Origin of the sequence: Nonomuraea mesophila (genome assembly GCF_004352805.1) — a bacterium.
GTDB lineage: Bacteria > Actinomycetota > Actinomycetes > Streptosporangiales > Streptosporangiaceae > Nonomuraea > Nonomuraea longispora.
Map to the genome: position 1 here is coordinate 82,317 of NZ_SMLD01000012.1, position 20,164 is coordinate 102,480.

Annotated in this window: 23 protein-coding genes; 15 read left to right on the forward strand and 8 right to left on the reverse strand. The window is 68.7% G+C overall.

Annotated elements, in window-relative coordinates; genetic code table 11:
• The first annotated feature begins 42 nt into the window (after positions 1-42).
• The 4 genes from E1295_RS07300 (at position 43) to E1295_RS07315 (ending at position 3,860) form a co-directional block, all read left to right on the forward strand.
• Positions 43-1,254, forward strand: a complete 1,212-nt coding sequence (locus E1295_RS07300) for an MFS transporter (RefSeq protein ID WP_132628901.1) — start codon at positions 43-45, stop codon at positions 1,252-1,254.
• Positions 1,251-2,270, forward strand: a complete 1,020-nt coding sequence (locus E1295_RS07305; protein WP_166427122.1) for a S66 family peptidase — start codon at positions 1,251-1,253, stop codon at positions 2,268-2,270. The genes E1295_RS07300 and E1295_RS07305 overlap by 4 nt, the downstream gene beginning before the upstream one ends.
• Before the next feature lie 57 nt (positions 2,271-2,327).
• On the forward strand, positions 2,328-2,711 hold the full coding sequence (locus E1295_RS07310) for a thiol-disulfide oxidoreductase DCC family protein (RefSeq protein WP_281284722.1): 384 nt from the start codon (positions 2,328-2,330) through the stop codon (positions 2,709-2,711).
• Between the two features lie 204 nt (positions 2,712-2,915).
• Positions 2,916-3,860, forward strand: a complete 945-nt coding sequence (locus tag E1295_RS07315) for a phosphotransferase (protein ID WP_132628904.1) — start codon at positions 2,916-2,918, stop codon at positions 3,858-3,860.
• On the opposite strand, the gene E1295_RS48560 is transcribed toward E1295_RS07315, so the two are convergent.
• From E1295_RS48560 to E1295_RS07330, 4 genes are all read right to left on the reverse strand, one after another.
• Positions 3,857-4,024, reverse strand: a complete 168-nt coding sequence (locus E1295_RS48560) for a hypothetical protein (RefSeq protein ID WP_166427123.1) — start codon at positions 4,022-4,024, stop codon at positions 3,857-3,859. The genes E1295_RS07315 and E1295_RS48560 overlap by 4 nt on opposite strands.
• The gene (locus E1295_RS52370; RefSeq protein WP_132628905.1) at positions 4,009-4,689 is read right to left on the reverse strand and encodes an integrase core domain-containing protein; all 681 of its coding nucleotides are present in this window, start codon (positions 4,687-4,689) and stop codon (positions 4,009-4,011) included. The genes E1295_RS48560 and E1295_RS52370 overlap by 16 nt, the downstream gene beginning before the upstream one ends.
• 132 nt (positions 4,690-4,821) lie before the next feature.
• Positions 4,822-5,487 carry an NADPH-dependent F420 reductase gene (locus E1295_RS07325; protein WP_132628906.1) on the reverse strand — a complete coding sequence of 222 codons (666 nt, stop codon included), beginning with the start codon at positions 5,485-5,487 and terminating at the stop codon, positions 4,822-4,824.
• Complete coding sequence (locus tag E1295_RS07330; RefSeq protein WP_220448586.1) at positions 5,484-6,353, reverse strand: helix-turn-helix transcriptional regulator; 870 nt, start codon at positions 6,351-6,353, stop codon at positions 5,484-5,486. Before E1295_RS07330 ends, E1295_RS07325 begins: the two co-directional genes overlap by 4 nt.
• 112 nt (positions 6,354-6,465) lie before the next feature.
• Between E1295_RS07330 and E1295_RS07335 the strand changes: the two genes are divergently transcribed.
• Both E1295_RS07335 and E1295_RS07340 read left to right on the forward strand, forming a co-directional pair.
• Positions 6,466-7,164: an SDR family NAD(P)-dependent oxidoreductase gene (locus E1295_RS07335; RefSeq protein WP_132628907.1), complete on the forward strand. Its 699-nt coding sequence runs from the start codon at positions 6,466-6,468 to the stop codon at positions 7,162-7,164.
• A gap of 64 nt (positions 7,165-7,228) precedes the next feature.
• Entirely contained in the window at positions 7,229-7,975 is a 747-nt protein-coding gene (locus E1295_RS07340) for an SDR family oxidoreductase (RefSeq protein WP_166427124.1), read from the forward strand.
• A gap of 43 nt (positions 7,976-8,018) precedes the next feature.
• On the opposite strand, the gene E1295_RS07345 is transcribed toward E1295_RS07340, so the two are convergent.
• Positions 8,019-8,390: a winged helix-turn-helix transcriptional regulator gene (locus tag E1295_RS07345; RefSeq protein WP_132628908.1), complete on the reverse strand. Its 372-nt coding sequence runs from the start codon at positions 8,388-8,390 to the stop codon at positions 8,019-8,021.
• A gap of 79 nt (positions 8,391-8,469) precedes the next feature.
• On the opposite strand from E1295_RS07345, the gene E1295_RS07350 reads away from it, so the two are divergent.
• The 8 genes from E1295_RS07350 to E1295_RS50010 all read left to right on the forward strand — a co-directional run bounded on the left by E1295_RS07350 (position 8,470) and on the right by E1295_RS50010 (position 17,827).
• The gene (locus E1295_RS07350; protein WP_132628909.1) at positions 8,470-8,880 is read left to right on the forward strand and encodes a RidA family protein; all 411 of its coding nucleotides are present in this window, start codon (positions 8,470-8,472) and stop codon (positions 8,878-8,880) included.
• A 234-nt stretch (positions 8,881-9,114) separates the two neighbouring features.
• On the forward strand, positions 9,115-9,828 hold the full coding sequence (locus E1295_RS07355; protein WP_220448587.1) for an SDR family NAD(P)-dependent oxidoreductase: 714 nt from the start codon (positions 9,115-9,117) through the stop codon (positions 9,826-9,828).
• A 300-nt stretch (positions 9,829-10,128) separates the two neighbouring features.
• Positions 10,129-10,815, forward strand: coding sequence for an SDR family NAD(P)-dependent oxidoreductase (locus E1295_RS07360; RefSeq protein WP_132628911.1), 687 nt, complete (start codon positions 10,129-10,131; stop codon positions 10,813-10,815).
• Between the two features lie 667 nt (positions 10,816-11,482).
• Positions 11,483-14,242 (forward strand): ATP-binding protein, encoded by a 2,760-nt coding sequence (locus tag E1295_RS07365; RefSeq protein WP_220448588.1) that lies wholly within the window; start codon positions 11,483-11,485, stop codon positions 14,240-14,242.
• Between the two features lie 173 nt (positions 14,243-14,415).
• Entirely contained in the window at positions 14,416-15,240 is an 825-nt protein-coding gene (locus E1295_RS07370; protein WP_132628913.1) for an alpha/beta fold hydrolase, read from the forward strand.
• 122 nt (positions 15,241-15,362) lie between these two features.
• Positions 15,363-16,328 (forward strand): alpha/beta hydrolase, encoded by a 966-nt coding sequence (locus E1295_RS07375; protein ID WP_132628914.1) that lies wholly within the window; start codon positions 15,363-15,365, stop codon positions 16,326-16,328.
• 33 nt (positions 16,329-16,361) lie between these two features.
• The gene (locus E1295_RS07380; protein ID WP_132628915.1) at positions 16,362-16,754 is read left to right on the forward strand and encodes an ester cyclase; all 393 of its coding nucleotides are present in this window, start codon (positions 16,362-16,364) and stop codon (positions 16,752-16,754) included.
• A 29-nt stretch (positions 16,755-16,783) separates the two neighbouring features.
• Positions 16,784-17,827 carry a TetR/AcrR family transcriptional regulator gene (locus tag E1295_RS50010; RefSeq protein ID WP_220448589.1) on the forward strand — a complete coding sequence of 348 codons (1,044 nt, stop codon included), beginning with the start codon at positions 16,784-16,786 and terminating at the stop codon, positions 17,825-17,827.
• A 179-nt stretch (positions 17,828-18,006) separates the two neighbouring features.
• Here the strand turns inward: E1295_RS50010 and E1295_RS07390 are convergent, their stop codons facing one another.
• From E1295_RS07390 to E1295_RS07400, 3 genes are read right to left on the reverse strand one after another with little or no spacing between them, the layout of a single operon-like run.
• The gene (locus tag E1295_RS07390) at positions 18,007-18,498 is read right to left on the reverse strand and encodes an SRPBCC family protein (protein ID WP_132628916.1); all 492 of its coding nucleotides are present in this window, start codon (positions 18,496-18,498) and stop codon (positions 18,007-18,009) included.
• Positions 18,498-19,145, reverse strand: a complete 648-nt coding sequence (locus tag E1295_RS07395; RefSeq protein ID WP_166427125.1) for an SRPBCC family protein — start codon at positions 19,143-19,145, stop codon at positions 18,498-18,500. The genes E1295_RS07390 and E1295_RS07395 overlap by 1 nt, the downstream gene beginning before the upstream one ends.
• 12 nt (positions 19,146-19,157) lie before the next feature.
• On the reverse strand, positions 19,158-19,535 hold the full coding sequence (locus tag E1295_RS07400) for an ArsR/SmtB family transcription factor (protein WP_132628917.1): 378 nt from the start codon (positions 19,533-19,535) through the stop codon (positions 19,158-19,160).
• A gap of 63 nt (positions 19,536-19,598) precedes the next feature.
• On the opposite strand from E1295_RS07400, the gene E1295_RS07405 reads away from it, so the two are divergent.
• On the forward strand, positions 19,599-20,006 hold the full coding sequence (locus tag E1295_RS07405) for a hypothetical protein (protein ID WP_132628918.1): 408 nt from the start codon (positions 19,599-19,601) through the stop codon (positions 20,004-20,006).
• Positions 20,007-20,164: the final 158 nt, after the last annotated feature.

Consider the following 20,164-nt stretch of genomic DNA (forward strand, 5'->3'; position numbering starts at 1 on the left):
GCCCGTGCCCCCGCCGTCATCTCACCTCGGATAAACGTGCTCATGGGAAAAGGGTTCCTGCCCTTATGGCTTTCCTCGACCATCTCTAATTTCGGCGACGGAATGCGCTACGTCGCGCTGCCGTTGCTCGCCTATCAGATCAGCTCGGAACCGCTCGATATCTCGCTTGTCGCCATTCTTTCCTCCCTTCCCTGGATTCTGGGCGGCACGTTCGTCGGAGTGCTGGTCGATCGGGTGAACAGGCGGCTCGCCGTATTCGTGGCCAACATCGCCCGCGTCGTGCCGCTGAGCCTGCTGGTGATCGCCGTGTTGACCGGGCAGGCCCAGATGTGGCACGTGTACGTCCTGGCCTTCACCCTGCCGATCTTCGAGGCGGTGGTGGACACGGCGTCCGTCCCGCTGATCCAGCAGGCCGTACCGGACAAAGGACTGGAGAAGGCGAACGCGCGGTTCTACATCGGCCGCATCCTGAGCCAGGACGTCCTCGGCTCACCGGCGGCGGGCTTCCTGTTCGCCTTCTCCGCCGCCGCGCCGTTCATCATCGACGGATTCACGTTCGTGGTCGCGGCGCTGCTCATCTTCCTGGTCCCGCCCGCCCCCGCCCCGGCGCGCACGGGGCAGGGGCTGCTCGCCGCGGCCAAGGAGGGAGTGCGCGTGACGCTGAGCACTCCAGTGCTCCGGCAGATCATGCTCATGGCGGCGGTCGTCAACTTCATGCTCATGGCGGGAGCGGCGATCCTGGTCATCTACGCCAAGGAAGACCTGCGGCTGAGCGACCCTCAGTTCGGCATGCTCTTCACGGTCGCCGCCGTGGGCAGCGTCATGGGCGGAATGCTCGCGCCGAAGCTCGTCCACACGTTCGGCACGCCGGTGGTCCTCGTGCTCTCCGTGGCGCTGCAAGGTGCGGCCCGGCTCCTCTTCGGTCTGGCCGATGGCCTGATCGCCGCCTATATCGCGTACTTCTGCGCCGGCGTGGCGGCGTTCGTCTGGCACGTGGCCGCCAACGCGTATCGGCAGCGGACGACGGACAACTCGACGCTCGGACGCGTGATGGCCACGTCCTTCAGCCTGTCTCATGCGGCCGCCGCACTCGGCGCCGTCGCCGCCGGCCTGACGGCCGAGCTGTTCGGAGCGCGACCCGTGATGATCGGAGGAGGGATCGGGGTGCTGCTGTGCGCGGCGGTGTCGGCGACGATCCTGCTCAGGGACAAGAGCGGCGAGGCCCGCGAGGTCGTATCCAAGGGAGCATCGTGAAACGTGTCCTGCCCCCGGCGCTGCGGCCGGGCGATACGGTCGGCGTGTTGTCGCCTTCCTCGGACGAGGCGGCACGCTACCCCCGGCGCCGGCTCAGGGCCGCCGGCTTCCTACGCGACCACGGTTATCAGGTGCGCTTCGCCCCGTCCGCCTGTAGCACCGGCGACTACACAGCCGGAACGCCTGAGGAACGCGCTGAGGACCTCCATCACTTCTTCGCCGACCCGTCGGTGACGGCGATCGTCACGGCGATCGGCGGAAACAACTCCAACCAGCTTCTCGATCTGCTGGACTTCGACCTGATCGTGGCCCACCCCAAACTGTTGGTCGGCTACAGCGACGTGACCGCGTTGCTGACCGCGATCTGGGTGCGAACGGGCCTGGGCGTCGTCATGGGCCCGCAGCTCCTGCCTCAGTTCGGAGAGTACGGCGGCTGCCTGGACTACACGATGCGGGCTTGGCACAGAACACTGGCAAGCCCTGCTCCCGCCGAACTGATCGACGCCTCGCCGGCCTGGACGGACGAGTTCCTGCCGTGGGACACCGCCGACGACCGGCCCCGCGCGACGCACGCCAACGCCGGGCCATGGGCACTACGCCCCGGCCGCGCGACAGGACCCCTGTACGCAGCGAATCTCACGACGCTGCTGCGCCTGGCGGGCACGCCGTACTGGCCGGATCTGACAGATCATCTTCTGCTCCTGGAATCCTCTCTGGAGACCACGCCGTCCCAGCTCGACGCCGAACTCACCCAACTCCGTCAAACCGGCATACTGAACAAGATCTCGGCGATCGGCTTCGGCCGGTTCGGGCACGCACGGCGACTCAACCGGCCGGCGGTGCTGGAGCCTGTGCTGAGCAGGGCGTTGACGGGATTCGGCGGACCCGTCGTGTGCGGCCTGGACATCGGCCACACCGATCCCATGTTCAGCGTTCCGTACGGGCTGACCGCCGACATCACAGCGGGCCCAGGACGGCCCGTGACCGTTACGTTCGTCGACGGCGCAGTGCGATGAGGGCTTCCCTCCGACAGTCCGCTGCCCGTCCGGCGCCGAATGATTGCGCGGTATCTCATGGGAGCTGTTCTCGTCTTCGACGGCGACTGCGGATTCTGTACCAAATGCATCGAAATTGTCCGGCGGCACATGCGCATTCGGGCACGGATCACCCCCTGGCAGTCCGCTGATCTGGCCGGCCTCGGCGTGACGCGGGAGCGGGCGCAATACGAGCTGCTCTGGATCTGCGAGCGAGGCGTGTACGGCGGAGCACAGGCGGTGGCCAAGCTGCTGATCGACGCCGGGCCGCCATGGAGCCTGCTGGGACTGACCCTGCGCCTGCCGCCGATGCGCTGGGCGGCGCACGCTCTCTATCGTCTCGTCGCCGACAACCGGTACCGTCTGCCCGGCGCCGGCTCGGCGTGCGCGCTTCCACCGGAGAGGCTGCACTCCGACGAATAGTGCCACCACCAGCCCCGCACCGTGCTGACGAGCGCCGGCGCGATCGAGGGGTCGGCGCCCCACACGACAACCCGCCGAACACTGGCGGCATCTGCGCACGGCCAACCCGATCGAGTCTTGCACGCGCGTACTGTCTTCGTCGGGACGGCTCGGCCAGCTCAGTGTCCAGCGGCCTGCACGCAGCCAGGCGTACACTCCACAAGAATGAACCAGGGCACCCATCCCGAAGAGCTGCCGGCCGAGGTCCTGGACGACGTGGCCAGCGTGGTCGGGGCAAAGGTCACTCTTCTCAGTCGCCTACCCGGAGGCGTCAATGGGGGTGCCATGCGCGTCCAGCTGGCCGGAGGGGCACATGCAGTGCTCAAAGCAGTGCCCAGGGCCCACCCCCACCACCTGGACGAGACGTTGCGGGCCCAGAGAGTGGTCGAGCACATGCGTAGGCGCGGCTATCCCACCCCGGCCTGGCTCGGAGTGGGGGCCACAGCCACTCATGTGTGGCATCTGATGGACTTCGTTGACGCGGCTCCCGCGCCAGAGCTGACCCCGTCCCTCGTTGAGCAGCTGATGGAGATCATCGAACTGCAGGCCGGCCAAGCCTCCGAGCCCTACGACCACTGGTCGTACGCCTGGCTGATCGCCACCGGCCAGGAATCGGCTGTCGCCGGGCTGGACTCCAACGAGACGCCGGAGCAGTCGCGTCTCCGCCAGTCCGTGGCCAGGCTCTCGGGGTATTCCTCCGTGGTGTCGGCCTTGGTCGAGCGCCTGCGGCTCGTGTGTGCCGACGTCCCACCACCACGAGAGACACCTGACATGGTCCATGCCGATCTCTCAACCCCCAGCAACATCCTGGTCCGTGACAGAGTGGTGGTGGCTGTCGTGGATATCGGGAACGCAGGTAGCGGCACGCGGGCGACTGATCTCACCACCCTCGTGTGGTACACCTTCCAGGATCCGCTGCTGGACGGTGTCCGAAGGCGGCTGTGGACGAGAATCCTCGACCTGGTCGGCTGGGAGGGGGCGGCGCTGCTCGCAGCGGCACAGATCCTCTTCATGCTCGAGGTCCCCATCCGTCGCGGGCGCCACGATGTCGTTCCAGGGGTGGTCAAGCGCGGCCATCGCGCCCTCGACGAGCTGAACGCGCTTCGCTAACTGCCGCCGGTGGAGATGGTGTGCGAAATGGGGACCTCCGACTGCTGCCAGCCGGCATAACGCGCAACATCCACCTTGAGGCCGAGAATGGCGCACTCCGTGAGTTCGTCGAGCAGTTCCGGTCCCGGGTCGGCGAGCTGCAGCTCGACTATGCGCTCCTGCACACGTTTGGCGGGTGACCATCCACCGGTCGTCGGGTTGGTCCCGGTTTCATGCCGAGTGCACCCCAGCCCCCACGACCCTCGGATGCCACCGGCCGCGCGTGCCGGATCGGCTGTGCTTCAAAGGGATTGTGATCCGCCTGGTCACGGGGGCTGAGCAGCATGCGAAGGCAGCGACGGCGGGTAGGGCGCTGGCCGCGGAACCGCTCGGGGCGGGCCAGCAAGGCCGCGTTCAGCGTGGCGATCCGCTGGGCGTGGATCTTGACGGCGGTGCCGTCGTGCACGGACGCGGGAGTGTGCATCGCGATGCCCGAATGACGATGCTCGTTGTTGTAATAATCAAAGAACTGCTCACAGAAGATGCGGGTGTCTTCGATCGAGCCGAACCTCCCGGGAAACGCCGGGCAATATTTGAGTGTCTTGAACTGCGCCTCCGAATAGGGGTTGTCGTTGGACACGCGCGGCCGTGAATACGACTGATCGATCCCGAGCTGCGCGAGCAGGCCAGTGACGGTGTTCGAGGTCATCGACGTGCCGCGATCGGCGTGGATCGCGTCAGGTGCGATCCCGCCGTTGCCCTCGATGGCGCGCTCGATGAACTCCTTGGCCAGGGCGCCGTTCTCGGTCGGCCAGATCTCCCACCAGATGACCTTGCGGGAGATCGGCATCGAGGTGGGCGCGGGTCTCCCAGCATTCCTAGGCGACGAACGAGCCAGGCCGGCCCCGATCTCGTGAATTTCGTCCCCGCCGACAACACGGGATCAGCGGGTCGAGTGCACTGGCAAGGTCAGAGGTCAGGTTCAGCCTCGGACTGGGTACGTGATCCGGCGTGCGCCGGCCAGGTTGGCAGCGAGTTGCTCGCGCGTCTGGTGGGCGTGCGCCGCCCAGGCGGGCTGGCCCGGGCCGCTTCGCCAGGATTCGCTGAGCGGACTGTTGTCGACGGTGTCGAACCCGAACTCGTCGTACAGGCGTGTGACGAGCTCCACCGCCTCGGAGTGGTCGCTGGAGACCGAGAGGGCGTGCCGGCCGGGCGTGCCCGGGGGACTCGCGGACAGGAAGAGGCGCGGAGCCTGGATGTGGGTGAACGCCTTGGCGACCTTTGAGGTGGGCAACTGCTCCTGCCGCAGCTCGTGCACGGTCTTCTCCCCTGAGTCGATGGCAGGGAAGTGGCCGTCGCGCCAGGACATGTAGTTGTTGGTGTCGAGCACGATCTTGCCGGCCAGCTGCTCCACCGGCATGTCGTTGACCAGCTTGAGGGGGACGGCGATGATCACGAAGTCACCCGCTTCGGCGGCGCCGGCCGCTGTCGCGGCACGGGCCGAGGGTCCGAGCTCGTCGACGAGGCGCGTCAGCGTCTCCGGTCCTCGTGAATTGGCGATGACCACCTGGTAACCGTGGGCGACGGCTGCGCGGGCGAGCTGGCTGCCCACCTCGCCCGCTCCGATGATGCCGATCGTGGTGGTCATGCGTCGCTCCTCGCTACAGAGATGATGCCGGCCTGCTCGAGCTTGGACTCGTCCTCGCTGCCCGGGACCGCCGTATAGGCGACGACCTTGAGGTCGGTGTCGCCGTCCGTCAGGACGTCACAGTCGACGCTCACCTCCCCGATGTCGGGGTGCCGGATGGTCTTGCGGTCCTCGGCGTGCCGGCCCACGGCGGCATCGGCCCAGAACGCGGCGAACCGAGGATTGCCGGCGACCCTGCTGGCCACCAGCTCGGACACGCGCGGATCGTCGGGGAAGCGGGCCGCGGCCCGGCGCAGGTCGGCCACGAGGGCCCGGTCGGCGGCCTCGGCGTTGACCGGGATCACCGGCCAGCTCGTCAGACGGCCGCGGTCCGAGGCGACCGGAAAGCGCAGCCGCACCAGGTTGCGCTCCTCGGCCCCGATCCGCGTGGGGTCGCCGAACAACGCTGCCCACCTGGCGTTCCACCAGACCAGATTCCAGTCTGCGGCGAAGACCGCGACCGGAGTGGAGCCGAGCAGAGCCAGCAGCCGTCGCATGCTCGGCGGAATGTCGTCGACGACCCGCTGGTCCTGCGGCGGCCCGAACCCGGCCAGCCGGTGGAGGTGGTCCCGCTCGTCCTCGGAGAGCTGCAGGGCGCGGGCCAGCGAGCCGACGATCTGCTCGGAGGGGCTGACGGCCCGGCCCTGCTCGAGCCGCACGAGGTAGTCGACGGAGAGACCGGCCAGCTCGGCGAGCTCCTCACGCCGCAGGCCCGGCGATCGACGCGCCCGGTCCATCGGCAGCCCCACGGCTTCCGGCGAGAGCCGATCCCGCCAGGCCCGAAGCGTCGCTCCCAGCTGATTGTCGACGATATGTCCGTTCTTCACCCCTGCATCCTAGGCAGCCGCACGCCGGTTTCGGTGCTCTCCCGGTGGTACTGCTGGTCCTACCGAAAACCGTTCCCTAGCTGGTCACGGCCGATTCGGCAAGGCTTGGGGCATGCCTAAGACCACCTTCGTCACCGGCGCCAACAAGGGCCTCGGATTCGAGGCCGCCCGCCGCCTCACCGAGCTGGGCCACACCGTGCTCCTCGGTGCCCGCGACGCCGATCGCGGACGCCGTGCGGCGGCGGAGCTCGGTGCCCGCTTCGTTCAGATCGATGTCACCGACGACGCCTCGGTCGCGGCCGCGGCCGCCGACGTCGCGGCCAACGAGGGCCGGATCGACGTACTGATCAACAACGCCGGCATCACCGGCGGCGGCGTGTCGGCCGAGGCGCTGACCGGCGCGGAGGCCGCTCTGGTGCTCGACACCAACGTGGCCGGCGTCGTGCGGGTCACCACCGCCTTCCTGCCGCTCCTGCGCGCCTCCGACGCTCCGGCCGTCGTCAACGTCACCAGCGGCCTGGGCTCCCTCGCACTCACCCATGACCCCGGACGGGTCGAGTCCGAGGTGATCGCTCCCGCCTACGCGGCCTCCAAGGCCGCCGTCACGATACTGACCACGCAGTACGCGAAGGCGTTCGGCGACGTCCGGTTCAACGCCGTCGATCCCGGCTACACCGCGACCGACCTCAACGGCCACACCGGCACCCAGACCGTGACCGAGGGAACCGACGCCATCGTGACGCTGGCCACCGAGAACCCCAGCGCAGGAACCGGGCGGATCATCGACCGCTACGGCCCCCTCACCTGGTGAAGCGGAGCGCAACGTCCGTGATCACTGATGCCTGACCAGCACCACATCGCCGAGAGGAAGACTCATGACCGCACAACCACTCAAGGGCAAGACCGCCTTGGTGACCGGAGGATCCCGAGGAATCGGCGCCGGCATCGTCGCCCGCCTGGCGGCCGACGGCGCGGCGGTGACGTTCACCTATGCCCGCTCCCACGAGCGTGCGGACGCCGTAGCGGCCGCGGTCGTCGCGTCGGGAGGCACCGCGTTGCCGATCCGCGCCGACAGCATGCACGAGCGGGACGTCGAAACCGCCGTCACGCGGACCGTCGAGCGGTTCGGCGGCCTGGACATTCTCGTGAACAACGCCGCCGTCGCCTCCGTCGCGCCGATCACCGACCTGACGATGGACGAGATCGACGCGATGCTCACGATCAACGTACGGTCCGCCATCGTCGCGATCCGCCGATCCCTGGCTCACATGGGCGCAGGCGGGCGGATCATCAACATCGGCAGCATCAACGCCGACCGCACGCCGTTCCCCGACCAGTCGATCTACGCACTGACCAAGGGCGCGCTGGCGAGCCTCACCCGCGGCCTCGCGCGTGAACTGGCACCACGCCGGATCACCATCAACAACATCCAGCCCGGACCGATCGACACCGATGCCAACCCCGCCGACGGACCCACCGCGCAGGCCATGCTCGGTGTCATGGCGACCGACCGCTACGGCACCGCCGCAGAGGTCGGCGCCTTCGTGTCCTACCTCGCCGGGCCTGACGCCGACTACATCACTGGCTCCAGCCTGAATATCGACGGCGGCTTCACCGCCTGACGGCCCCATGGAGATCTGGCCGTGACCGGTCGCGGAAGAAGGCTCAGAAGGTTGTCTCTTCCCGCGTGTCGAAAGCGTCGCGCGCACGTTCGATGGTCGGCATGTGCTCCGAGGCCCACGCCAGCAGCACGTCGATGGGCTCCCGCAGGGTCTTGCCGAGCGGTGTGATCCGGTACCTGATCGCCACCGGCCTCGTGGAGACGACCTCACGCTCGATCACCCCGTTGCGCTCAAGCCGGCGGAGAGTGGCGGTCAGCGACTTCTGCGTGACCGCGGGAATGGCCCGGCGCAGCTCGTTGAAGCGGGAGGGGCGTTCGCAGAGCTCGTTAAGCACACCGAGTGACCACTTGTCGAGCACCTGATCGAGGAGCTCGCGGTGCGGGGCGTCGATGCGGAGTTCGCCGTCGGTATCCATGGTGAAACCTAGTCTCGTTGAAGTGTCCTTCTTATACTAGATATCTTACATATACCTATATTGTGAAGGAGAAATGGCCATGACTGTCCAGCACTTCACGCCGGAAGGCATGATGCAGCCCACCCCCTACCATCACGTGGCCGTCGGCAAGGGCACGACGCAGGTGCATGTCAGCGGCCAGGTGGCCCGCCGGGCCGACGGAACCCCGGTGGCCCCCGGCGATCTTGCCGGGCAGGTCGCCCAGGCACTGCGGAACACCGCGCTCGGCCTGGCGGGCGCGGGCGCCTCGTTCGCGGACGTGCTGCGGCTGACCTTTTATGTGACCCAGTGGAGCCCGGAGAAGATCGGCGACTTCATGGCTGGAGTAGAGGCTGTCGCCGAAGAGATCGGCCTCCCGCTTCCCATGCCGCCGGCCAGCCTCATCGGCGTGGAGTACCTCTTCGAGCCGGATGTGCTCGTCGAGGTCGAGGCGACCGCGCTGCTCGACTGATGCGGTGCACATGGACCGTGTCGCGTCCGAGGTGCGGCGTAAAGGTGAACGAGCGTAGGTTGCCGTGCCGAACCGTCCACAGGTCGCACTACACAAGGACCTGCGCTCGTGGCAAGCACACCGCCGCGAGGTCGGCCATTGGCCGGTCGGTGAGCCGGACCCGGGTCCGCCACTGCGATGGCCGGCGCCAGGGCATGCAGATCTACTGTTGGAGGAGGAGCTGTGTCCACCATTGTGATCGTGGGGGCCGGGCCGCAACTCGGGTTCGCCATCGGTGCGAAGTTCGCCGAGAAGGGCGGCTTCAACGTGGCGCTCGTGGCGCGAAGTGAAGCGCAACTTGCGGCCGTGGTCGACAGATTCCGGCGTGCGGGGATGTCGGCTGCCGCTTTCCCGGTCGACGTCACTGATCGCCCGAGTCTCGGCAAGGCGCTGGCGGCTGCGGAGGAGCACTTCGGATCCATCGACGTGCTGGAGTACTCACCTGCTCCGACGCTGCCCGACCTGGCGGATCGGCCGCTCGTCTCCGCGGTCGATCTCACTGTCGAAGCGGTTGTGCCCGAGCTCGAGACCTACTTCTTCGGCGCGATCGCCGCTGTTCGCCAGGTGCTTCCCGGCATGATCGAGCGTGGTGCCGGCACCATCATCGGCACGAGCGGTGCCGGATCGGGCCCGATGGTCGTCCCCCAGGTCGCCAACGCGAACGTCGCGAACGCTGCCATGCGCAACTGGCTCCTCGCACTGAACCAGTCCGTCGCCGGCCGGGGAGTGCACGTCGCGCACGTCGCCCTGGGTGCGAGAATCGGGAGCGGCCGGCCGAACTCGGAGCCGGACGTGATCGCCGACCTCTACTGGAAGGCCCACGTCGAACGCGACGCCCCCGAGATCTTCCACTACGACCTGCCCGAGGCGGACGAGTTCCAGCTCGCCGACAAGTTCAGGACCGGCTGAGTCCGGTCCTGAGGACCACGTCGCGGCACCCGCGCCCGGTGGCGTGGCTGCCGTGCCGGGCATCGCCGCGCCGCGCGCCAATCGGCTCGTGGCTGGTCGGCCAGCTCGCTGCCCGGCCTCGTCACGATCGCCGGAGCTTCGGAAGGCTTCGACGGCCGCCGGTGACCCGCGCAGAACGCAACTCGGCGTGCCCGCGGGCCTCTGTCACAGCCTCCGGCTCCACAGGGCTTCGGGATCGAAGAACGGCCCCGCATAGCGTGTCCAGTGGCCGCTTGGGCCACATAATTGGAAAGGGAACCCATGACCATCACACTGATCACCGGGGCCAACAAGGGCATCGGTTTCGAGACAGCCAAACAGCTTCTGGAGTTGGGCCACGTTGTCTACATCGGCGCGCGCGACGTCGAGCGGGGAGAAAAGGCAGCGGCAGCGATCGGCGCCCGATTCGTTCAGCTCGACGTGACCGACGACGCGTCGGTGAACAACGCGCTGGCGACGATCGGCGCGGCCGAGGGCCGGCTCGACGTCTTGGTGAACAACGCGGGCATCCTGCCGCTCGGCGACCTCGACGGCCCCTCGGCTCTGCACGCCTTCGACACCAACGCGGTGGGGATCGTACGGGTCACCGAGGCGGCGCTCCCCCTGCTGCGCAATTCCTCGAACCCCACCGTCGTCACCGTTTCGAGCAGCGCCGGGTCGTTCTGGGCGGCAACCAACCCCGACCGGCCCGAGTTCCACCTGTCGGCCGTTCTCTACGCCGCGTCCAAGGCCGCGGCCACCATGCTGACGCTCCAGTACGCCAAGGCCCACCCGGGCATCAAATTCAACGCGCTGGAGCCCGGCACCACCGCCACGGACATGACCGCGGCCTTCGGGATCGGAAGGGCTCCCGAAGAGAGTGCCAAGGTCGTCGTGGGGCTGGCGACCCTCGACGCGGACGGACCGACGGGCACCTTCCAGGACGAGAACGGGGTATTGCCCTGGTAGCCGCGTAGGAACCCTCGATGAAACGCACCAGCCGGCGGCGGGCCCTGGGGGCGGCGTAGAAGACGGTCGCAGCCATGGCCACCACCATGCCCTGGACGCCGATCCGGGAGCTGCCGGGAATCCGTGTCCGGTCGGCCGGCAGGGTCTTCCCCGCCCTCGCGAGCACCGGGCCCGGTAGGGGGCCCGGTGACCGGGGCTGCGCGTTCGACCGCTGCCGCTGCCGGCCAACCGGCAGTCGTCCGAAGGACGCCGGGAAGCGAGCGATAGGGAGGCGGGCAAGGCGACGGGGCGTCCAAGCGGTATCTCGTCGCATTGCGTCCTCGCGCCCACCGGGCGGTAAGCCAGTACACGAGCCTCCTCCGCGCATCCCGGCAGGAGTTGCTGTGGATGACTGGCGATCAGGTGCCCGGCCTTGTCCTCGTGGGCGCGCCCCACGGCCGCGCGCAGCCCAGCCGCCTACCTTGCCAAGAGCGCAGGATTCCGGCCCACGACAAGATCGCTTACCGGACGGTCCCAGGCGTCCGACCAGCTCGCGGCAGATCTCCCGGACCACGCCGCCCGCCGATGAGATAGTTTCGGGCCATATGTGTGGCTTGGTCGTTTGACTGCTTCGTGCGGCAGGAGGAGCAACACAGCGGATGTGGGACGGGCAGAATCAGTGATAGGCGTGGGCTTCGACCCGATCGGGCTGATCGGCCGAGACCGCGAGCTCGCCGAGCTCGCGATGTTCCTGGACAAGACCGCGGCGGACGGAGCCACCGTCCTGCTCACCGGTGAGCCGGGGGTGGGAAAGACGGCGCTCCTCGACGCGACCGCCGAGTTGGCGGTCGCCAAGGGAGCCCGGGTCGTCCGCGGGAGCGGCGTCGAGTACGAGACGGACATCAGCTTCGCGGGGCTCCACCAGCTCGTCGCCGCACTGCCGGACGAGCTCGGCCGTCTGCCGCCCGCCATGCGGGAGGCCCTCGAGGTCGCGCTCGGTCTCGGCGCCGGTCCCGCGCCGAAACCGATCGCCGTCATGAACGCGGCACTGTCGCTGTTCGATGAGGCCGCGAAGGAGCAGCCGCTGCTCCTCGTCGTCGACGATCTCCATGTCGTCGACCACGCGAGCCGGTCCGCGGTGGGATTCGTCGCCAGGAGACTGGCCGGCCGCCGCATCGGGCTGCTCGGAGCCCGGCGACCGGAGTCCGGCGAACCCTTCCCGGCCACCGGCCTGACAGAGGTCGAGATCACGCCGCTCGACGACGCGGACGCGCTGCGACTGCTGTCACGACGCTTCGCGCACCTGCCCCGTCGCATTCTTTCCACCGTGGCGCGGGAAGCGCAGGGCAATCCCCTCGCCTTGCTCGAGTTCGCCGGGTCCACCAGCGTGTCCGGCGACCGCAACGGTGCTGGCGCGGGCTGGGCGAGCGGCCCGGGGCGAGACGTCCGTGCCCTGTTCGGCGCCCGCGTCGAACGGCTGCCGCAGCGGACGCGCGACCTGCTGCTGCTCGCGGCTCTCGAAGGCTCCGGCGACATCGGCGTCCTGGAGGCGGCCGGCGGGCCGGACGGGCTCGAAGGGCTCGCCCCGGCGGAACGCGACCACCTGGTCATGGTCGCGGAGAACGGCCGCGCCGTGCGCTTCCGGCATCCGCTGGTCCGGTCCGCGGTGGTCGACGGCTCCACCGGCGAGCAGCGGCGCAGCGCCCACCGCCGGCTGGCCGACGTGCTGGTGGACCAGCCCGAGCGGCGTGGTGATCACCTCGCGAGAGCCACGACCGTGCCCGACGAGGGGGTCGCGGCGGTGATCGAGTCGGCGGCCGAGAGCAGCCTGCGGCGCGGCGACGCCGACGGCGCGGTCGCGAGGCTGCGCCGGGCGGCCGAGCTGAGTCCCGACCGGGCGGAGCGCAGGCGCCGCCTGTCGCGGGCCGCGTACCTCGCCGCTTGGGTCGCGGGACACCTGGACGTCTCGCACGAGATCATGCGCGAGGTGCGGGGCGATCCGGTGGCCCGGTCGCTTTCGGCGGCCGCGGCCGCCGGCTTCCTGGTGCTCGTCACGGAGGGGGATGCCGACACGGCCCACGCGCTGCTGATGGACGCGATCGAGCAGGCCCCTGCCCTGTCCGACCCGCCGCACGGCGAGCTGGAGACCGCGCTCTTCACCGTCACGCTCGCCACCCAGTTCTCGGGCCGGGAGGAGCACTGGCGACCTCTGGTCGAGGTGCTCGGCCGGCTTCCCGAAGCGTCGCCCGCCGCCGCGGCGACGCTGGGGCGCATCCACCATGACCTCGGCTCCGTCACCGACGACATGCTGCGCCGCCTGGACGAGGAGATCTCGCGGCTGAAGGGTCAGACCGACGCCGACGTGGTCATCCGCACCGCCCTGGTGGCGGAGTACGTCGATCGGCTCCCGGGCTGTCGCGAGGAGGTGTTCCGGGTCATCCGCGACGGCGGAGCGGTGGGGTCGAGCATGCCGGGTCTGATCTTCGTCGCCGTCGACGATATGTACGCCAGCCGGTGGCAGGCGTCGGCCGAGGCCGCGGCCGAACTCATCGCGCTGTGCGAGGAGACCGGATACCACTTGTTCGCCCAGGTGGGGCACTACTTCTCCGCGATGGCCGCGGCGCAGCGCGGCGACCTCGACGGGTGCCATGAGCACTGCCGGGCCATCTGGGACTGGTCGGGGCCGAGGCGGCTGCGGCGGCTGGTGAACCACGCCCACCAGGCGGCGGCCCGGGCGGCCGTCGGCGCCGCCGACTTCGAGACGGCCTACCGGCACGCCACGGCGATCTGTGCCCCCGGGGTGCTGCCGCCCTTCAACCCCGATGTGGAGTTGTCCGCACCCGACCTCGTCGAAGCCGCCTTGCGGATCGGGCGGCACGCGGAAGCGCGACGGCACGCGGAAGCGATACGCGAATCCGGCATCGGCCGCCTGTCGTCGCGAATGGCGCTGACGGTGACCACGATCACGGCGATGACCTCGGCTCCCGAGGACATGACCCAGCGCTTCGAGGAGGCCCTCGCACTGCCGGGCGCCGAACAGTGGCCCTTCGAGGTCGGCCGCGTTCATCTGGCGTACGGCGAGGCGCTGCGCCGTCAAGGACTCAACCGCGAGTCCCGGGCGCAGTTGACGGCCGCCCGCAGGCTCTTCGAGGAGCTCGGGGCCCGCCCGTGGGAGGCCCGGGCGGCGGCGGAACTCCGGGCCACCGGAATGACGCGGACGGCCCGGGGCAAGGCTGGGGAGGCCCTGACCCCGCAGGAGCTGGAGGTCGCCAGGCTGGCGGCGTCGGGGTTGTCGAACCCGCAGATCGCGTCCCGTCTGTTCCTGTCGCCGCGGACGGTGTCGTCCCATCTCTACCACGTGTTCCCGAAGCTGGGCATCACCTCACGCGCCGAACTCCGCGACGCTCTGGACGCGTTGCCCCCCGAGCCGCCGGCCGCCGAGGCGTGACGGCCGCAGTACTGCCCACGGTCGGACGTAAGATCCGTCGGCCGGTGTCAGTCACCTGACGGAGCCGGTCGGATGTCAGTCAGCTGACGGAGGCTGCCGGCATGGTCGCCGAGCCACTCTTGTGGAGACATCGAAGCCGCCCGGCACTCGGGCGGGACCACGAGGAGCAGACCATGCCGTTCGTCACCACCGGCGACGGGACCGAGATCTTCTACAAGGACTGGGGCTCGGGCCGGCCCATCATGTTCCACCACGGCTGGCCGCTGAGCTCGGACGAGTGGGACGCCCAGCTGTTGTTCCTCCTCCAGCGGGGCTACCGCGTCATCGCCCACGACCGGCGGGGACATGGGCGCTCCGCCCAGGTCGGCCACGGGCACGACATGGACCACTACGCGGCGGACGCCGCTGCCGTGGTGGCGCACCTCGGCCTGCGCGACGTCGTCCACGTCGGTCACTCCACCGGCGGTGGAGAGGTCGCCCGGTACATCGCCGGGCACGGCGCCGGACGGGTCGCCAAGGCCGTCCTCATCGCAGCGGTCCCGCCGCTCCTGGTCCGAACCGCATCGAATCCGGGAGGGGTGCCGATCGAGGTCTTCGACGGCTTCCGCGAGGCCGTGGCCACCGGCCGCTCCCAGTTCTACCTCGACCTCGCCTCCGGGCCGTTCTACGGGTTCAACCGGCCGGGCGCGGAGGTGTCCCAGGGCGTCATCTGGAACTGGTGGCGTCAGGGGATGGCCGGTGGCGCGCAGGCGCACTACGAGGGCATCAAGGCGTTCTCGGAGACCGACTTCACCGACGATCTCCGGGCGATCGACGTGCCCACGCTCATCATGCACGGCGACGACGATCAGATCGTTCCCACCGCCTGCTCCGCCGAGGTGGCGGTCACGCTGGTCAAGAACGCTGGCCTGAAGGTCTACCCGGGGCTGTCGCACGGCATAGGCACCGTCAATGCCGAGACCATCAACGCCGACCTCCTCGACTTCATCAAGAGCTGACACCCGCCGGGCCCGGGTGCCCGGCCGGGGAATACCGAACACGACTTCCCGGCTCAGCCCCTGCTTCGTGAGCAGGCGGCCTACCGACCCATCACTCCCACCCATGTTCAAGGAGTTCCGCCATGTCGCATCACACCACTGCCCCCGTTCTGGAAACCGCCGCCGCCGAGTTCGCCGCGGCCACCGCCAACCCGCCGTACCTGTTCGACCTGGGCCCCGTCGAGGGCCGCAAGACGGTCGATGAGGTGCAGTCAGGTGAGATCGCCAAGCCGCAGGTCGACGAGGAGTGGATCACTGTGCCCGGCGGCCCGACCGGCAGTGTCAGGGCCCGCATCGTCCGCCCGGCCGGCGCCACCGGGATGCTGCCCGTCATCCTCTACATCCACGGCGCGGGCTGGGTGTTCGGCAACGCCCACACCCACGACCGCCTGGTCCGCGAACTCGCCACCGGCGTGCACGCCGCCGTCGTCTTCCCCGAATACGACCTCTCGCCCGAGGCTCGCTACCCCATCGCCATCGAGCAGAACTACACCGTCGCGCAGTGGGTCGTCCGCGAAGGCGCGAACAACGACCTGGACGCCTCGCGCATCGCGGTCGCGGGTGACTCCGTGGGCGGCAACATGAGCGCCGCCCTGACCCTGATGGCCAAGGAACGCGGCGACGTGCCGCTGGTGCAGCAGGTGCTGTTCTACCCGGTCACCGACGCGAACTTCGACACCGGCTCCTACCACCAGTTCGCCGAGGGCTACTTCCTGCGCCGCGACGCCATGCAGTGGTTCTGGGACCAGTACACCACCGACCCCGCACAGCGCGCCGAGATCACCGCATCCCCGTTGCGCGCCACCGCCGAGCAGCTCACCGGCCTGCCCCCGGCGCTGATCATCACCGCCGAGGCCGACGTCCTGCGCGATGAGGGCGAGGCGTACGCCAACAAGCTGCGCGCCGCCGGCGTCCCCGTCACGGCCACCCGCTACCAGGGCATCATTCACGACTTCGTCATGCTGAACGCCCTGCGCGGCACCCAGGCCGCCGAAGCCGCCATCACCCAGGCCGTCACCGCACTCCGCTCGGCCCTGCGCACCGCCTGAGCCGGCACCTTCACCCGAGATAAGGAGACCATCATGTCCGACACCAACCTGCGCGACTTCTACCAGCGTTACGTCGACGCACTCAACGCGCGAGAGTTCGACCGCATGGACGAGTTCGTCCACGAATCCATCGTCATGCACAGCGAGCCGAGCTCCCGCGACGCCCTCCTGGCACAGTTGAACAGCATCGTCGACGCGGTCCCCGACTTCCACTGGGAGGTCCAGGAGCTCGCCATCAACGGCGACAGCATCGCCGTCCGCGCGATCAACACCGGCACCCCTGCCAAGGAGTGGCTCGGGGTCGCTCCCAACGGCAAGCCGATCGAGATCGTCGAGTACGCCATCTACCGGGTCCGCGACGGGAAGTTCCTGCACATGTCGGCCGTCCACGACGGCGAAACCCTGCGGAAGCAGCTCACAGGCTGACCCGTCAGACGCGGCAACGCAAAAGTGGGGTGCCCCGGCCCTTCCGGCCGGGGCACCCCGCTCTGTTTCAGCGCCCCTGCACGGCCGACGCCGCGGAGGCGCAGGCCACGCTCGGCTCGGTTTACCACTTCTTCCCGGACGGCAAGGAAGCCGTCGCGGTCGCCGCCATCAAGCACGGCGACCAGGAATTCGCGGCCGTCCTCCGCGAAGCGCTGGACAGCGAGGAGGACCCGAGCGCGGCCGTGGAGGCCTGCGCAAGGCGGCTCGCCGACTCATTGCGCGAGTCCGGCTGGATCGACGGCTGCCCGGTCACCACAGCGGCGCTGGAGACGCTGGGCACCGACTCCGAGATCCAGCAGGCGTGCGCGGCCGCGCTGCGCAGCTGGGAGCGGTTGGTCCACGACAAGCTGCTGCACTCAGGCCTCCGCGCCGAGGACGCCCGGGACGTGGCGACCACGATCATCAGCACCCTGGAAGGCGCCGAAGTGACGGCCCAGGTCAACCGCAGCGAAGAACCCTATGGGCGGCGGGTCGGCAGCTGGCCCGCCTGGTCGGCTCAGACGAAGTTGCCCCGGCCGTGGCCGACTAGAGGTAACGGTCGTCTCGCGAGGACGAACTCTCTGCCGGAGCGCCATGAACGACTCACTCGCCTTCGGTGCGCTGCGGGCACTGCGCCGGAGCCCCAGGCGGCCCTGGCGCGCGGGCGGGACTGGCAGGCGATCACGATTCCGGGCCGGGCTTCTCCTTCCCGGCTCTATGCGAATCCTGACGCCACCCATAAAAACGGAAGATGGCTTCACGTTGTTGCTCCATTGAAGCGATCTCGTGAGGCTGAGCGGGTGCGAACAAGTCGACTTCCTCGAGTGCTTCGCCCGGTGCCACGGACGCCAAGACGTATCCCAAGCGGCCGTTGGAGAATTGCCGGAGTTGGCCTGATGTCCCGACGTCCGCTCGTGCTCCTTGGCAGCAGAGATCAAAGCCTTTTACTTCCAACCGGCGACGGAGATGGAAAAGGCAATTCATCAGGTCCCCGCCGTCGACATCCAGTACAAGATTGTGAAACGCGAGTGTGAGCCGGGCCGGCACAGAGTCATAGAGCGTGAGGGTCGCAGGCGCAGGCCGAACAGGGCACAGGTCACCAGCTCGCCGGACCGGCTTCGATGCGGATCTCACGCCGTCGGATGGCGACGTAGCCGGCACCATCCCGTGTGGGTGCGCGAGCCATGATGCTCAGACCCAACGCAGTGGCAGATCAGTTCGCCCCTTGGCGGACGTCCGTCCCGTGCTCGGCGAACGCCTTGAAGTCCTCCATGTGCTGCTGCGACTGCTTGCGGAAAGAGCCAGGCATCACAAGCCCCACCAGCCGCATCAGCAATCCGTCGAACCGGAATTCGCTCTCGCTCTCCCACAACGTGGTGTCCGGACCGGCGGCGATCAGCCGGTCGCGCTGGGCCTGCCACATGCCCTCGCCGGCGATCTCGCGGTCGTAGTGCACGACGACAGAACTGGGGATGGCGTGCAGGTCTTCAGGTTCCAGGCGCGTGATGGTCTCGGTGGCCTCCATCCTCTGCTTCCCCATCTGAAACACGACTCGCGAGGTGGTGCCGAGCTGGCCGTGCGCTCCGTTCACCGGCTCGTGCAGTACCAGGCCCCGCAGCCACTTCGGCATGTGCGCCGGGTCCGCGAGCATCTGGAGCACCTTCTCGCGCGGCAGGGCGATCTCGATCGAGGTGGTGTACTTCATCAAGCGTTCCCTTCGGGGGCGTAGAACGCGGTGGTGGCCTTGACGGCGGCCGCCACGTGATCCGGATCGCCACCGGCGGCCAGGTGAGCTTCGCCCCAAGCCGCAGCGCTGCGCCGCACGAATTCGCGCCCCGTGGACGAGGTCCGGAACTTCTCGTGATCGAGGGTCTCGCCGTCTGCCAGGAACTTGGCCAGGGTGAGGAGATGCAGGTCCCAGCCCACACCGCCGGCACCCGGGCCGTAGGTCGGGAACATGGGCTCCCCGACGGCCGCTGCATGGATCAGTTCAAGCTCGGTGTCCAGGGCAGGGCCCGGGGACAGACGCACCTCGACCTCGCTCGTGCCCGGCCACTCGTCGGCGTCCGGCCCGAAGAGCCAGGACACCCGCAGCAGACGCGGCGGCTCGCACCGGAGGATCTCTCCGTGCTCACCGCCGTCCAACGCGAACGACCCGCCGAGCCGCAGGTCTCCGGTGACCGACTTCAACCAACGGCCCAGCCGCTCAGGGTCGGTGATGGCGTTCCACACGTCGTCGACCGGCGCGTCGTAGCGGCGCCGCAACTCCATCGTGTACGCGTCGCCGGCGGGCAGGGTCGCTGTTCCCATCGTCCGGCGCGCAGCGGCCAGTTCGTCCAGCACGTCCTTCATGTCATGTTCCTTTCACTGGCGGATCGGCCTTGCCGACGTCGGTGCCGTGTTGGGCTGCCGGCAGGCCCGGGATGCACGCCTGCCTCGGACCAACTCAGTGCCCAGGGCATCGAGCCGCTGATCCCAGAACCCAGGAGACCGGTCCAACCACACGTCAACCTCGCTGAGCGACGTCGGGCCGACGGCATAGAACCGGCGAGCCCTCTCGACCCGGACCGACGCGAACCCGTTCTCACGCACAACCCGAAGACGCTGGGAAACAGCCGGCTGGGACAGTGCGAACACAGCCCGGATCACCCCTCTGATCGCCCCAGAGGTCTGCTCACCCTCGGCGAGCAGCTCCAGAATGCGCCGGCGTAATGGGTCGCCGAGGATGTCGAACGCGTACACGAACCAGAAGCTACCAGATCGGACTTATATAAGCCAAGGCTGGCACTGCCGCGTTGACCCCGGATGTCGACGCACATCGACACCTGGCACGCCCCATCGATGCTGGTGTCGACCGAGACCGGCATCCGCACGGTGGACGCGACGGCTCCTCCTGCTCGGCCTTCTGCACGCGCGGATGGGGCGATGCAACCTTCCGTCTCGTCGTTGTGGGGGACACCGAAGCGCTCCGGAAGCATGATGTTGATGCGCTTCGCCGAGGCTGTCTCGATCATCGACCTCACCGGCGACGGCAAGGGCGAGCCCAACACCGCGTCCCCGGCCGCAACGCTGGTATTCCTGTGCCCGGCCACGGCTCTGTTCTCTGTGCGGACTTGCGCCTGCCGACCGGAAGGGATCTTCATGACCGGGCTTCATCCCGCTGACCGAGGTGTTGACGGCGCCGTACTCATCCGAGACCCCCCACGCCGATGACACCAGGAGGAGCGGAATAGTCAGCTGTCAGCTGAATTTCGTATTTATGCGGTCCGTGAATTAGGTATTGCGGACGCCGGTAAGTTCGCGCGATAAGCGTCATGTGCCAGGGCTTGGCATTTCCATGCGCTGAACCGGAACCTTCTGGGGAGTCGGCG

Excerpts from the sequence above, each read along its gene's own strand:
- E1295_RS07300 (WP_132628901.1), top strand. The coding sequence starts at position 43 with ATGGGAAAAGGGTTCCTGCCCTTATGGCTTTCCTCGACCATCTCTAAT.
- E1295_RS07310 (WP_281284722.1), top strand. The coding sequence starts at position 2,328 with ATGGGAGCTGTTCTCGTCTTCGACGGCGACTGCGGATTCTGTACCAAA.
- E1295_RS07315 (WP_132628904.1), top strand. The coding sequence starts at position 2,916 with ATGAACCAGGGCACCCATCCCGAAGAGCTGCCGGCCGAGGTCCTGGAC.
- E1295_RS52370 (WP_132628905.1), bottom strand. The coding sequence starts at position 4,689 with ATGCCGATCTCCCGCAAGGTCATCTGGTGGGAGATCTGGCCGACCGAG.
- E1295_RS07325 (WP_132628906.1), bottom strand. The coding sequence starts at position 5,487 with ATGACCACCACGATCGGCATCATCGGAGCGGGCGAGGTGGGCAGCCAG.
- E1295_RS07335 (WP_132628907.1), top strand. The coding sequence starts at position 6,466 with ATGCCTAAGACCACCTTCGTCACCGGCGCCAACAAGGGCCTCGGATTC.
- E1295_RS07340 (WP_166427124.1), top strand. The coding sequence starts at position 7,229 with ATGACCGCACAACCACTCAAGGGCAAGACCGCCTTGGTGACCGGAGGA.
- E1295_RS07345 (WP_132628908.1), bottom strand. The coding sequence starts at position 8,390 with ATGGATACCGACGGCGAACTCCGCATCGACGCCCCGCACCGCGAGCTC.
- E1295_RS07350 (WP_132628909.1), top strand. The coding sequence starts at position 8,470 with ATGACTGTCCAGCACTTCACGCCGGAAGGCATGATGCAGCCCACCCCC.
- E1295_RS07360 (WP_132628911.1), top strand. The coding sequence starts at position 10,129 with ATGACCATCACACTGATCACCGGGGCCAACAAGGGCATCGGTTTCGAG.
- E1295_RS07370 (WP_132628913.1), top strand. The coding sequence starts at position 14,416 with ATGCCGTTCGTCACCACCGGCGACGGGACCGAGATCTTCTACAAGGAC.
- E1295_RS07375 (WP_132628914.1), top strand. The coding sequence starts at position 15,363 with ATGTCGCATCACACCACTGCCCCCGTTCTGGAAACCGCCGCCGCCGAG.
- E1295_RS07380 (WP_132628915.1), top strand. The coding sequence starts at position 16,362 with ATGTCCGACACCAACCTGCGCGACTTCTACCAGCGTTACGTCGACGCA.
- E1295_RS07390 (WP_132628916.1), bottom strand. The coding sequence starts at position 18,498 with ATGAAGTACACCACCTCGATCGAGATCGCCCTGCCGCGCGAGAAGGTG.
- E1295_RS07395 (WP_166427125.1), bottom strand. The coding sequence starts at position 19,145 with ATGAAGGACGTGCTGGACGAACTGGCCGCTGCGCGCCGGACGATGGGA.
- E1295_RS07405 (WP_132628918.1), top strand. The coding sequence starts at position 19,599 with ATGTCGACGCACATCGACACCTGGCACGCCCCATCGATGCTGGTGTCG.